Origin of the sequence: Curtobacterium sp. VKM Ac-1395 (assembly GCF_015350975.1) — a bacterium.
In the GTDB taxonomy this organism is placed as follows: Bacteria; Actinomycetota; Actinomycetes; order Actinomycetales; family Microbacteriaceae; genus Curtobacterium.
The window spans coordinates 62,467-75,025 of the sequence record NZ_JADKRX010000007.1 but is presented as its reverse complement, the minus strand read 5'-3'; the positions used below and the strand labels follow the sequence as shown (position 1 = coordinate 75,025).

Sequence of the window (12,559 nt, the reverse complement as noted above, 5' to 3'; positions counted from 1 at the left end):
GCGGGGCTCGGTCTGCGGCCCGAGGGCCGGTGCGTCGCACCGGCCCTCGTCTCCCACGACGTCGACGGAGGCATCTGCGTGGCGGTACACCCTCCGAGGTTTTCATCGACGTACCGCCCTGTGGTCATTCAGTCAGAGGCCGTGTCTCACATCACGGTGAGTCGCGTGAACTGTGCTGTCGAGAGCTGCTGCGCGGCGCCGCCGCCGGCAGGGATCCGCCACAGCCCGGTTGTCGCTCCGTCGGCGATGTTGACGTACACGTCCCCGTCCTCGGCTGCAGCACCCGGGAACGGGAACCGTGTTGTCAGTTGGACGCCGGACACTGGGACGGCTCGGGTCGTCTCGTCGGCATCACGGACGAGCATGTCGTGCGCTGCCCGGTCGATGTTGCATCCGGTCGGGGATCCCTCGGAGATCGCTGCGCACCACTGAGCAGAACGCAGCAGGAAAAAGGACGTGGAGTTCGCTGCGACCAGCTCGAACGCGAAACGGTCATCCACTGGCGTGGTCGTTGTCGCACCAGCGGGGAGTTCGTTCCAGGCTTGGTAGCCAGCCCCACCGCCGGAGGTGTCGGTGAAGTACAGGTCGCCCTGGGGTCCGACAATCAGCTGAGTGATTCGGTTGAACGGGGTCCCGTCCGCTGCCGGCGTGAGCGACCGAGTCGTGACGGACCCGCTCGGGGAGATCCTCGTGGCGGTGCGTGCGGTCGTCGTGCCCTCAAGTGTTGCCACGGTGCCGTCTCGCCCGAAGGCGATGGCTCCTCGTGCCGGTGTCCCGGTCCCAGCGGCTGCTGGGCGGGCTGGCCCGCCCGTGACCGGGAGCTTCATCGGGATCGATGTCGTCGAGTCGATCCAGTACAGGTTCCCCGCGACGTCCGCGGAGAGCCCGCCACGGATGTGCAGCCCCGTAGCGATAGTCGTCACTGCCCCACCACCGACGGGGTACATCGTGATCGAGGTCAAGTCCGGCGTCGGGACAAACACGTCGCCGCGGTCATCGACCGCGTACCCGGCCCCATTCTGCGCGACCGTGGCCGCCAAGCCGGTTCCGCTCGACGGGAAGCGCACCACCGCTCCGGACGCGTCGAGCGCGTACAACGACTGCGTCGTCGGGTCGCTCGTAGCACCGGTTGCCGTGTACCGGACGGTCACCGCGGGTCCGGTGCCTCGGGAGCCGGTTGCCTGGACGGTGAAGGAGTAGGTGGTGCGTGCGGTCAAGGCGCCGAAGTGATCGGAAAGGGCGGAGGCCCGGAGCCGATCGACCCCTTGGTCCGGTTGCTGTTTAGCGGGAGTGATCCGCACCCTCCATCCCGTCACCTTCGCACCGGACGCCGGTGCCCGCCACGTGACGTCGGCGTCACCGCCGGTCCCGGTGACACGGACGGCAGTCGGCGCACCCGGCGTCGAAGAACGGTCAAGGGCCTGCGCGGGCAGGGCCCCTCCGACGGTGATCAGCACGGCAGCCACGGCTGCGGTGAGTACGGCTTTGTACACGGTGTCCCCTGCCCTCTCCGTGGCTCCTGCGCCTCGGCTGAGCACATGCTGACACTTCAGAACCGGGCACAGATCGCTCAAGACGCTGGATGCGGGATCGCGCAACCGCACATCTGGTTGAGCGTGACGGTGACGCCGTGCCGCTCACGCCACCCGAATCCACACCGACAATCGACTCCCTGTCCTCAAGCTCGACCCGAGTTCATAGTCCGACGACGGCCGGTGCGACTGGTGGCTCTTCCCGCAGCTGCGCCGGGTTCCTCAGGCGTCCGTTGCTGTGGTGCCTGTCAGGTCGAAGCGTGTGTCGGCGTGGATGGGTTTGCTGTGGCCGAAGCTTGCTGCGGCTGCGTGGAGGCGGGCGACGAATTCGTCGTTCTCCATCTCCAAAGCGCGGTGCTGAGGTGACCGACCTTGCACCGTTTCACGGACCCGCAACCCGTCATCTCGGCGGACGATGGCGGAGCGGTCAGGCGGCGCCGCGAAGGACGTGTTCTGCGTGGTCGGCGATCCGATCGCTGACCTCTGACGCGGCGTCGCTGTTCGACGCAACGAGGCGCTGCTGCATTGCGCGCATCAACCAGAGGACCGTGGCGTCGGCGTTCAGTGCTGCGTGCGCCTGGTCAGTGCAGTGCCTTGCATTCGCCCGCTCAGCGATTGCCTCGGAGCGGTGCCGATGAGCGTCAGCACGTCCGACGTCGAGAACTTCCTGCCAGTCCACCAGTGGTCTCCGATCGGCCTGCATCGCCGAGAGGGCGCGCACCAAGGATGCGCGTCTCACCGGACGTCCTCCACTACAACTGCGATCTCGCTCTTCAGCGACGGGCACCGCGGCGGCAGAGAAGGAGCGCGTGGAGCGCTGCGCTGGTTAGGTGTGCGGGAGGCGGAGTGTCTCGTGTGGGTACTCGCCGTACCGCGCCCGGTACGTCGAAGCGAACCTGCCGAGGTGCGAGAACCCCCACCGGCGCGCGATCGTTGCGACGGCTTCGTCGCGGGGCGCTGCTGCCTGGAGCTCGCTTCGCACCATCTCAAGGCGTACCTCGCGTACGTATGCCAGCGGAGTCGTTTGCACTTCGCGTCGAAACGCCTCCTGAAGACCACGCACGCTCAGGCCCGCCACGCGAGCGAGGTCGACGACAGTCAGCGGTTCCTTCGCATGGGCGTGCACGTAGCGGACAGCTGCAGCCACACGCCCATCTGCGCTGCTCCCTACCGGTGCCGGGGTCGCTTCACGCAGCGGGTAGAGCTGCAGCAGGGCACGAGCAACGTCCCGGCGAGCCGCAAGCCAGCTGACGGATTGCGGACCGTCGCTTCGGAACGCTTCGACCGCGCGGCGGAGCGACTGGTGCCACCTCCCAACATCGTGGGAGCTTGGCGCGACGCTGGTGTCGAAGATGAGCGCCCCGTCGACGGCGACGTCGTCTTCCGCTGCGACATCGAGAAGAAAGTCATGTCGCACGTGGATCAGACGCTGATCCCAGTCCTCGTACTCGATCCGGAACTGCCGACCAACCGGCAACACCGTCGGCGTCGCTGCCGCCTGCGAAGGAATCCGATCTCCGCCGACGGTGACGCGGCCTCGTCCGTGTTCCAGCCAGTGCACGACGATGTCCTCGCCTGTTGACGCGGTACCACTGAGGAAGCCGTGCATCTGGAGCCGACGCAGACTTACCAGGTCATCACCGATGGCGACGTACTTGAACCAGAACTGCTCATCCACCGGCCGGCAGTACCAACCCACACCCGAATACAACGGCGCCAACTCTCGGACCGCCCCCTGAGGGTCGCGTCCCGACAGGGCGATCATCGGTTCAACGGGGCGCTGGCCCAGCAAGTCGTACACGCGTTCAGCATGCCGACCGATGGCGCAGTACGCGACTTCGCGGCGGTCTCGCGACGTATCCCGTATAGACCGTTCCCTGATCGGGAGAGCGGACACATTCTGCCCAGTCCGTTCTCATCGCCCAAGCGCCCACACCACGAAGTCCGGCGGGTGCAGCAAGCGCTCGAGTATCGGGAGCAGCGCGCCGGTCAGCGTGTTTGCTGCTGCAGTGGGGTGATGTTGAGGTAGAAGTCCTCGTAGAGCCGCGGCTCGTCACCGAGGACCTCCCCGTGCTTGTGACGCTTGCGCATCTGCCGGAACGTGTCGATCCGGACTGGCTGGACGTTCGGCGCCGTCTCATACGCACTCATCGCGACTCCCACCTCTGCTGCACGTAGCTGCCGCTCGATTCGGAACGAACAGGGGTGACGCTACCCCCGAACGGGGCGCCGAGATGGGCCAGCTCCGCCAGAGGCCGCACCAGGTTGCGGGTTCTGGCTGTGCAGACGGGCGCCCGGACGCATCAGGCTATATCCGCATCGAGCATCGGCGCGTCACTGCGGTGCAGAAGAGGATGGTCGGTCCGTATTCGGGTCACGGACCGGCCCTCGCTCGGCGTGGACGAGGTGGCGCGGCTGAATCAGGGAACCGCGCGACATCACCGCCGTAAACAACACCTGTTATTCGGTGCGCATTCCCTCGACCCCGAGCAGGCGCTCGTAGGCTCCCGCACATGATCGGCGCACCACTACGGGGCTAGTGCCGGGTTCCGGTGCGCACGGCCTGGGCGCGAGCGGTGAGGTCATCGACGAAGTCCTGGTCCGATGGCTCAAGGACATCATCGGCGGCTTCCTCAGCCAAAACCGGGATCCCGGGACCGAGGATCAGCTCGACGCTCGTCTGCGTCCCGGCCAGGCTGACGGCGGGCACGGTGACGACGTCGGTGCGTGCACTCTGACCGAGCGCGGCCGCGTAGTGCAGGACAGCCGTTGCTGCCGCGCTGCTGGCGAGGATGGAAGTAAGTCCGTACACGAGGTGCTTCATGATCAATCCACTTCGGACCTGCGTCCTCAGCTGCGATGCGGCCGACGACTGGTCGCACCTGGTGAGGGTGCTGCTGGTCGTCAAGGTCGGAGCACCCGCGACCAGGTCAAGAGGGAAGCGATCGTGTGCAGAAAGGAGCACGTGATCAGGAAGACCCGTACAAGCCAAACGGTACGTCCCACTCGAGTCGACCTGTCCCGCGCCTGCGTATTCTGTACCGAATGAGCTCAGATACCGCGACTGCGGAGACTTCGCGTCGAGGTGTCGGATACGTCCGGACCAGTGCAGGTCTGGCAGTCGACGTGGCGCGAAGCGAAACCGCGGCGGGGCTCACCTGAGTCAGAGGGTGCAAGCAGGGTCGGTGCTCGTTCGGGTCGGGTACCGGCCCTGCCATTCAGACTTTCGTGCGCACCGGAGCGGGCCAAACGACAGATTGAAAGCTGTCACGGTCAGTGCCAAGCGGGGAACGTATGGTCCCTGGTGCGCAACCTACCAGGGGGACTCGAATGGACGGAAGCTCTGGTTCCCGGCGCACTGCCCTCATCCGCTTCACTTCCACCTGCCCCGATCCTTCGAGCACAGAGGAGCTGGCGCTCGATGCGAATTCGACCACACAGCAGTACCGGCACCCATCCCTGAGCGGATGAAACTGCCCGCCAGGCCGAGCTGCACCTGATCTAGCCGCCACAACGGCCGTACTAGCTGTCGAGGTCTCGTTTGATGCGCTGAACGGTGACGGCGTCGTTCTGTCGGGCGAGCGCCCGGTAGATGGTGGTTCTGCTGACGCCGAGAACGTCGCCGATCTGCGCCACGGTCATGTCCTGCTGCTCATACAGCCGACGCGCTGTCCGCACCTGGTCAACCGACAACCGCGGCGGTCGGCCCCCGGTTCGCCCACGCGCCCGAGCCGCAGCGAGCCCAGCGTTGGTCCGCTCCTTGATCAGGTCGCGTTCGAACTCCGCGAGGGCGGCGAACACGTGGAACACGAGTCGGCCTCCGGGTGAGGTGGTGTCGATCGTCTCCTGCAATGAGCGGAACCCGACACCCCGCTCCCCGAAAGCCTGCAGCTGGTCAATGAGGTGCCGAATCGACCGGCCAAGCCGATCAAGTCGCCACACCACAAGCGTGTCCCCCGGCCTGAGCTGATCAAGAAGCTTCGTGAGCTCCGGCCGGTGCTCGAGCGACCCGGACATCGTGTCGACCCACACGCGATAGCAGCCGGCGGCGCTCAAGGCGTCGAGCTGCAACGACGCATCCTGATCAGTCGTTGACACCCGCGCGTACCCAAGGAGATGACCCACGCTCGGACTGTATCGGAACTCGATCTCTGGTACTGGTATCGGCGCATAGTTTTCGACACTGAGTTCCGGCACAGGACGCGCCGCGTCGTTGTCAGCTCGATGCAGTGCTCAAACCCGTGTCCCAAAATCGGTCGTTTCCGAACAGGGAGAAGTCGATGAAGCGGTCGAGAGTGTCATCGCTGCCAGCTCGGCTGAACCGGCCTCCAAGGGGGACCTCCTCGCTGCGGTCAATCGGGGGTACTACTGCAACCTCGAGGATGCAACCGGACCCGATTCGGTCTCTGCGTCGCAGCACGAACTCGCGGTAGTTCAGCGTCTGCCGATGAGCGTCGTGAAGCGAGAACACGAAGTCTCTGCTGAACAGCCCTGTCAGAGCCAGTGCGCTTCGTTCGGCCGCGGCGGCTGCCGAGATCAGCTCGAATGCCGGGAACAGCTCGTGGATTCGCTCCACTTGCTCCCGGTCCCCCTCCAGCACGGCGTCTACGAGTGCGATGCCGATGCCAGTTCCGATTGCGGTGTCCGTCGTGATGATCCCCCGTTGCGCGGCCTCACTGATCTGGACCGGCACGTGGCACTATGCGGCGGAGGGACACATCGGTGGCCGTCTCAGGCGTTCTGGTAATCCTGGCGCCGCTGGCAGTCATGGCGTGCCTGGCAGTCCTGGCGAGTATGGCTTACGTTGCCCCAAACGTGTTCCAGTGAGGAAGGCCTTCCCAGAGGCGCTGTGCGCCCCCCTGCGGCACGACACCCCTGTTTGCTGGTTCGTACACACGGAAGCCCTCGTTCGCCCGGTAGCGAGCGAAACGTGCTACCTGGCAGAGATGGCGGTCCTGGCTTACGCGCGACGCCCGGAAACTCGGCTAGCTCGGACCCTGGGAGACGGATGCCGGCCGTCTAGCTCTATGCCAGGTCCGCCAGTCGAACCGGCGGTGCCATATGTCCTGGCCTACGCCTAGCCATCTCATCTGGCGAAACCAGCAGTACTGGCTCGGCCAGCGGTTCTGGCTTACGCGTATGCCAGTCGACCTGGCGTCGCCAGATTACCTGGCCGCGGCATCTAAGCTAGTGTGAGCAGGACGTTGTTCGAAAGGCTCCCGCACGCATGTGGGGGAGCGTCATCCCCGTAAGCCATGTCCGCCAGGCGCGCCAGGTCCGGGGGGAGGAGTCCTCGTGGCAGTGACCGTTGACCGCTCGTACTTGCAGCGAGTCGTCGCAGTGATCAACAACAAGGGCGGCGTGGGGAAGACGACGCTCGTGTCGAACATCGGCGGTCTCCTTGCCCGCAGCGGATGGCGTGTACTCATCGTCGACCTGGACCCGCAGGGGAACGTCGGCGACGACCTCGGCTACGTCGACACCGAGGGCGATGACAGCGGCGCCGGCCTGTCAAAGGCACTGTTGTTCGGCGACGACCCGCACCCGCTGATTGCCGTCCGCGAGAACCTCGACGTGATTCCGGGCGGTCAGCGCATCAACGACATCAGCGATGCGCTCGGGCAGAAGATGGGCAGGGGAGGGGACGAAACCCTCTACGCACGGCTCAGCCTCGCCCTGATGCTGGCGAAGGTGTCGGCGAACTACGACCTCATTCTGCTCGACTGCCCCCCAAACAACGACACCATTCAGTCCATCGCCGCCGCCGCGTCGCGGTACATGCTGATCCCGGGTCGCCCCGAGAAGGCGAGCAAGAAGGGTCTGAAGTTCACCGCCGAGCGACAAGACCGAGTGCTGGACCTCAACCCGGACCTCGACCTTCTCGGAGTCGTCATCTTCGACTCCAGCAAGAGCGCGTCCCGAGTACGAAGCGACTGGACCGAAGCCGTCGTCGCAGACCTCGGGGGAGAGGGCGCGGAAGGCATCGTCTTCGACAACTACATCCGCCACGCGGAGGGTGTCGCCAAGGCAGCACGGGACAAGGGGATGCTCGTCCACGAGCTCGACGAGTTCGTCCAGTCCGCGCCGAAGTGGTACGAGCGGCTCAAGAAGGGTGAGGCACCGGAAGTCGCCGGCCCGAAGTCTTCCGGGTCAGTGGCGGACAGTCTCGTCGCTGTGACGGAGGAGTTCATCAACCGTCTCATCGACAAGGAACAGTCCGAGGCGGCCGCTGCAGGGGAGGCAGAACGTGTCTGACAGCAAGCGCGTGCTCGCGGGGCCACCGCCGACACCTCGTCCAGTCGGCGCACAGGCGCAGCGGGAGACCCCGGCGCCGGCCAGCTCTCTGATCAGGAAGAATCGCGTCTCCGGCCCGCCACCCGCTCCGATTGGCGCTCCGACATCACCCGAGGTCGCTGCGGCGGCACAAGCGGTTACAGACGACGAGCAGCAGCAGCCGTCTGGGGGAGCTGCAAGGGCCACGGACGCCGAAGCGTCAGCGGTGGCGGCCAGCGACAGTGCACCGATCCAGCCTGAACGCGCTGTCGTCCCATCCGTCATTGACGCCTCGCCGCCGGACGTTCAAACTCCCGCAGCAGCGGCGCACGTGGACTCCAACCCCGTGCGTCCGCTGCCGGAACACGACACACTCGAGGCGCAGGGTTTCGCACCTTCCAGCGGGCCCGCCCCGAGCGTCCGATTCGAGGAGACGCGCACTGCTGCAGCGGCGCCGTCCTTCCGAAGCTCACCTGATGCGGCTCCGGCGGCCGAGATGGGGGATGGGACGGCTGCGCCGGCGCAGAAGCCTCGTCGCAACGCGGATCCGAAGGGGCAGAACCCTGACGACCTTTTGAAGGTGACCTTCGACGTTCGCCGGGAGGATCGTGACGCGTTCAACGCAGCGGTGAAGGCCGCGGTGCTCTTCGAGGGGCACAAGAACGCAGGCTCGTTCCTCGCGTACATCTACAACCGTGAGCGTGAACGTCTCGAGCAGGACTACAACCAGGGGCGACCGTTCGAACGACGGGACAAGCCGCTGCCGCGGGGCGGGTCCTTCCAGAAGCAGTCGTAGGCGCGAGTAGCCCCCCGGTCCCGCGCGAGTTGACCATCGAAACTGTCGGCGGATGCCTGTAGAACCGGGGACTGGGGCGCGAGTTGGTCACGGACGTGCGCGACAAGAGTCCCAACACGCCGGTGAGTCTCCCTGACGAGGGCCCTTCGCCACGGGATAGTGACGGCACGCCATTTCTGTCGAGGACCTGGGAGGTTCCGGATGACGAGCGACGCAGCGGCCGCCGGGGCCAGCGGTGATGACTGGTACGTCGAAGGCGACGAACCGAACACGGGGAGCTCGCTTGGCGACCTCGAGCCACGGGTTGAGGCGGCGATCCCGGCGAACTTCCCGAACATCTCGCACCCGTTGGACCTCCCCAAGGACCGCGTCCGACTGCTGAACTACCGGGACGCCCTCGACCGGAACAATGGCCAGCCGGAGGAGATCGCGTTCTCCGCTCGTGTGTGGGCACAGGTGTCGCTTCCATACAAGGACCCGGGGGAGGTGCCGTTCTGGGTCCGCCGGAACGGCGACATCACTCTGCGGGTGCAGCCAGCGGCGATCACTGTCGACGGCGTCGACCAGGTTGCGTACCCGTTCGGCATCCTCCCGCGGCATATCATGACGTGGATGGCGACCGAGGCAGTTAAGACGGGGAACCAGGAACTCATCCTCGGCGACACGATGCAGGAGTTCATGGAGAAGCTCCAGGTCGAAGTCGGCGGGAACAGCCGCAAGCGGCTCGCGAACCAGATGGACCGTGTGTTCGGCTCCCGTCTCAGCGTGGAAGGACTGGTCATCGGCGCTGACGGATCCGGCTACGGGCAGGCGAAGGAGTACTTCCCCATCGCCGAGAGCACGCAGCTGTGGTTCAACGCACGTGGCGAGATCAGCTCCCGGTCTCAGGAGCAACCGGGACTGTGGGACTCGAAGATCGTGCTGTCGAAGCGGTTCTTCGACTCCATCATCGAACGTCCCGTTCCGGTGGATCCCGGAGCCCTGCAGGTACTCGGTTCGAAGCCCTTAACGTTCGACATATACGTGTGGGTGTCGTACCGCCTCTACGACGTCCACTACCCGACACGGATCGGCTGGTCGGACTTGCACCGTCAGTTCGGTTCGCAGACGAAGCGACTCCGCGACTTCCGCAAAGCATTCGAGACGGCGATGCGCGACATCGCCATCATCATGCCCCCGCAGTTCCGGTACGAGCTCGAGCCGGACTATTTCGTGCTGTACCCGGGGCCGACACCTATCGAGCAGACCTCGAAGCGACGTACCGTCCGCACTCCGAGGTCACAGCGAAAGCTGCGCGCTGTCGAGCCGACCGACGAACATGACGCCGGCGCGGGGGAGTAGCCCCCGCCCCGACACAGCAACAGAACGAAGCCCAGCCGCGAACAGAATCCCGCGGCTGGGTTTCGTGATGTCAGGCGCGACCAGAGTCCCGTACTTTCGGCGCGGAGCAAGAGCTGCCCGAGTGCCACAGTCCAGGCAGCGACGAACGCCGGGAGCGGGGGACTCTTGTCGCGCATTGTGGAGCAGCACGTGGTTCCCCCTGGGATTCTTGTCGCGCATCAGGCAGGGACTCTTGTAGCGCCGAACCAGCTGAGACAGTTACTCTCCGCCGCGGTCGCGGCTACACGCCTATCTGGACCTTTCAGCGCGGACTCTTGTCGCGCACGCCCATGCGGGACTCTTGTCGCGCATCCGTGCCAGCTGTCGGTGGAGACGGCTGCTGCTAGCCCTGGGCCGCGACAAGAATCCCTTGGGCAACATGCGGTCCTGTGCCGAGGATCTGAACCTGGGGACTCTTGTCGCGCAATCACGCCTGGCCAGCAACCTTCGGGAGTCGCGCTCAGCTGGCGCGACAAGAATCCCTCGTGAAACCTGCCATCCCAAGCGGGGGACTCTTGTCGCGGCCAGTCGCTCGGTTGTCAGCGGTCGGGTATCGAGCCCGCATAGCGCGACAAGAGTCCCTCAACGCGAACAGAAGCCCTCAAGATGACCGCGCGAATAGAGTCCCTCGAAGCTCTCGCTGCTGTGCGCCTGCCTGCGACGTCCAGCGTGCTCGACTCGTTCAGCGATACCCGGTGAGGGGTCATCGTCAGCGAGAACAGCCGCGTAGCGGCTCCCACAACCACCTGGCGGTCGCTCCCACCCTCGTTAGTGCGGGCCCTGCTCATCATCCCTGCTGCTCTGAACTCAGCCGTCTTGCGAGACGGTCCCGTCTCTGTACTTACGTTGATACGGACCGGTTCTACAGGTGATGTCTACAGGTGGGAACTACATGCAGGGTTATCCACAGGCCGGTGGATCGCTGACTGGGGGCGGATGGGAGGTGCTTTTCGACGGGTCCGGGCGCGACAAGAGTCCCCTCGATGCGCGAGCAGAGTCCCGTGAAGCCGCGAACAGAGTCCCGCGCGAGGGGCCTTGCACCCCCAAAAACCGTAGGGACTCTTGTCGCGCCCGAGAAACGGGCCCAGAACCTGTGGATAACTCGGTCAGCTGGCTGTTGCGGGGGACTCTTGTCGCGCCCCCGATCCGGGCTTGGTCGGCTTTACCTGGGACGGGGGCGGAGGGACTCTACTCGCGGATGCGCGGATCCGCGCATCCGCGCATCCGCGCATCCGCGGGTTGAAGGGGTGTCTGGGCGACAGACCATTAGCGGGCGTGCGTCGCTTGTGCTTCGTCTTCACTTTCGGGGGTACCGTCTGCGCCTTCGATGCGTGGTGCGGCACCGAGGTCAGGGAGGGGACACGTCGCCTCACGGCGAAGGTCTTATCCGTGTTCCCGAAGCCGGTTTCGACGACGTCGACGGTGGAGTGCTTCCGGGCGTCGCGGAGGAACGCACGGCGCTCATCGCCGTCGGGGCCTCGAAGGTCGGCCTCTGTGAAGACCACGGGGTCCGTGCCGACGACGCCGGCGAGACGCAGGTGGGGTTGCACGTCCGGGTCGATGATGAGTCGCGGGGAGTGGTTGTCGTGTGCATGTCGCCCCTCTATGCGCGGGAAGCGTCGAGCCGATGCTCGAACTCCCACGCGGCGACGTCGTCCCGCCACTGCTCAAGAGCGTCGCGGCAGTAAGCGAGGTCACGCAGCCACTCGAAGGCGCCCCACGCAATCAGGCCCAGCGGCCCTACCGACATCGTGAGAAAGCCGCCGACGCCGTAGCCGACGAAGACGAACAGGGCGGCGTTGAGCGCGAGCCAGACGAGACCGACCGGCGTCACGATGCCGTCGAGTAGACGCAGGCGCCGCGGTCGCCGTTCGCCGCCGCGACCGGGGGAGTGGTTGGCTCACACTGCGGCTTCGAGAGATCAACAGGTGCGTCAGAGTTCAAATCGCTCACGACTACGCCTATGCGATCGGAACGGGGTCGGGGGTAGCCAGGCCGGCAGAAACGCCCTGTGTTGGGCCGGGGAGGGCCGGCACAGGGCGTTTGGGCGAGAGGTGGGGGAGAGCTGAGAAACGTGCTCCCTACGCTCCTACCTTGGGTGGACTCCCACCAGTCGACCTCCTCGAGGACGCTCTCCGACGTCATCGGGAACGTACAGCTGCTGACGGGATACCGCGAGCAGCAGTGGATACCGTCGGAGCCGAAACCGACCCGGTTCGACGAAATGCTCAAAGACGAGTTCGACGACGCCATGGAGGACTTCGACCGGCGCATGGCCGAAGCGCTTGCCCGGTCCGCAGAGGTCCTCGCTGACGCGCAACGCACCTCGGACGAAATGTACGGGCTGATGCACCCGACGGCGGGCTAGGCCTGGTCGAGCCCGTCTGCTGCGACGACCTTCGGCGACCGCTCACCGTCGAAGAGGACGTACCGAAGTCCCGACGGCAGAGTCTGGCGGTTTTCGTCTGGCACGACGACGCCGTAGTGCCCGATGAGATGCTTGACCTTGCCGCGGTTGTACTGCACGCGGTCGTGGGCATTGGGTGTGAAGTTCGTCTGGGTCATCGGTTCTCCTGAG

Annotated in this window: 13 protein-coding genes; 4 read left to right on the top strand and 9 right to left on the bottom strand. The window is 65.6% G+C overall.

The window, feature by feature from the left end; translation table 11 throughout:
• Positions 1 to 146 precede the first annotated feature (146 nt).
• The 7 genes from ITJ68_RS16675 to ITJ68_RS16645 form a co-directional block, all read right to left on the bottom strand.
• Positions 147 to 1,457, bottom strand: a complete 1,311-nt coding sequence (locus ITJ68_RS16675) for a fibronectin type III domain-containing protein (protein ID WP_194662923.1) — start codon at positions 1,455 to 1,457, stop codon at positions 147 to 149.
• A gap of 502 nt (positions 1,458 to 1,959) precedes the next feature.
• Positions 1,960 to 2,211 carry a hypothetical protein gene (locus tag ITJ68_RS16670; RefSeq protein ID WP_194662921.1) on the bottom strand — a complete coding sequence of 84 codons (252 nt, stop codon included), beginning with the start codon at positions 2,209 to 2,211 and terminating at the stop codon, positions 1,960 to 1,962.
• Between the two features lie 147 nt (positions 2,212 to 2,358).
• Positions 2,359 to 3,333, bottom strand: a complete 975-nt coding sequence (locus tag ITJ68_RS16665) for a helix-turn-helix transcriptional regulator (protein ID WP_194662919.1) — start codon at positions 3,331 to 3,333, stop codon at positions 2,359 to 2,361.
• 188 nt (positions 3,334 to 3,521) lie between these two features.
• On the bottom strand, positions 3,522 to 3,683 hold the full coding sequence (locus tag ITJ68_RS16660) for a hypothetical protein (RefSeq protein WP_194662917.1): 162 nt from the start codon (positions 3,681 to 3,683) through the stop codon (positions 3,522 to 3,524).
• A 385-nt stretch (positions 3,684 to 4,068) separates the two neighbouring features.
• On the bottom strand, positions 4,069 to 4,356 hold the full coding sequence (locus tag ITJ68_RS16655) for a hypothetical protein (protein ID WP_194662914.1): 288 nt from the start codon (positions 4,354 to 4,356) through the stop codon (positions 4,069 to 4,071).
• Between the two features lie 698 nt (positions 4,357 to 5,054).
• Positions 5,055 to 5,657 (bottom strand): recombinase family protein, encoded by a 603-nt coding sequence (locus ITJ68_RS16650; protein WP_194662912.1) that lies wholly within the window; start codon positions 5,655 to 5,657, stop codon positions 5,055 to 5,057.
• 91 nt (positions 5,658 to 5,748) lie between these two features.
• Positions 5,749 to 6,225, bottom strand: coding sequence for a hypothetical protein (locus tag ITJ68_RS16645; protein ID WP_194662911.1), 477 nt, complete (start codon positions 6,223 to 6,225; stop codon positions 5,749 to 5,751).
• A 602-nt stretch (positions 6,226 to 6,827) separates the two neighbouring features.
• On the opposite strand from ITJ68_RS16645, the gene ITJ68_RS16640 reads away from it, so the two are divergent.
• From ITJ68_RS16640 to ITJ68_RS16630, 3 genes are all read left to right on the top strand, one after another.
• Complete coding sequence (locus tag ITJ68_RS16640; RefSeq protein WP_194662910.1) at positions 6,828 to 7,787, top strand: ParA family protein; 960 nt, start codon at positions 6,828 to 6,830, stop codon at positions 7,785 to 7,787.
• A 349-nt stretch (positions 7,788 to 8,136) separates the two neighbouring features.
• Positions 8,137 to 8,601, top strand: coding sequence for a hypothetical protein (locus ITJ68_RS16635; RefSeq protein WP_194662909.1), 465 nt, complete (start codon positions 8,137 to 8,139; stop codon positions 8,599 to 8,601).
• Between the two features lie 201 nt (positions 8,602 to 8,802).
• A complete protein-coding gene (locus tag ITJ68_RS16630) occupies positions 8,803 to 9,942 on the top strand; it encodes a replication protein RepA (protein WP_194662907.1) in 1,140 nt (379 codons plus the stop codon).
• Between the two features lie 1,642 nt (positions 9,943 to 11,584).
• On the opposite strand, the gene ITJ68_RS16625 is transcribed toward ITJ68_RS16630, so the two are convergent.
• Positions 11,585 to 11,815: a hypothetical protein gene (locus ITJ68_RS16625; RefSeq protein ID WP_194662902.1), complete on the bottom strand. Its 231-nt coding sequence runs from the start codon at positions 11,813 to 11,815 to the stop codon at positions 11,585 to 11,587.
• Between the two features lie 264 nt (positions 11,816 to 12,079).
• Here ITJ68_RS16625 and ITJ68_RS16620 point away from each other — a divergent pair, with 264 nt between their 5' ends.
• Positions 12,080 to 12,349, top strand: a complete 270-nt coding sequence (locus ITJ68_RS16620) for a hypothetical protein (protein WP_194662901.1) — start codon at positions 12,080 to 12,082, stop codon at positions 12,347 to 12,349.
• Here ITJ68_RS16620 and ITJ68_RS16615 read toward each other — a convergent pair.
• Positions 12,346 to 12,546: a hypothetical protein gene (locus ITJ68_RS16615; protein WP_194662900.1), complete on the bottom strand. Its 201-nt coding sequence runs from the start codon at positions 12,544 to 12,546 to the stop codon at positions 12,346 to 12,348. The two genes, ITJ68_RS16620 and ITJ68_RS16615, sit on opposite strands and share 4 nt — an antisense overlap.
• Positions 12,547 to 12,559: the final 13 nt, after the last annotated feature.

What these genes read in the sequence shown, in the direction of transcription:
- ITJ68_RS16660 (WP_194662917.1), bottom strand. Translation starts at nt 3,683, where the DNA reads ATGAGTGCGTATGAGACGGCGCCGAACGTCCAGCCAGTCCGGATCGAC.
- ITJ68_RS16655 (WP_194662914.1), bottom strand. Translation starts at nt 4,356, where the DNA reads ATGAAGCACCTCGTGTACGGACTTACTTCCATCCTCGCCAGCAGCGCG.
- ITJ68_RS16630 (WP_194662907.1), top strand. Translation starts at nt 8,803, where the DNA reads ATGACGAGCGACGCAGCGGCCGCCGGGGCCAGCGGTGATGACTGGTAC.
- ITJ68_RS16615 (WP_194662900.1), bottom strand. Translation starts at nt 12,546, where the DNA reads ATGACCCAGACGAACTTCACACCCAATGCCCACGACCGCGTGCAGTAC.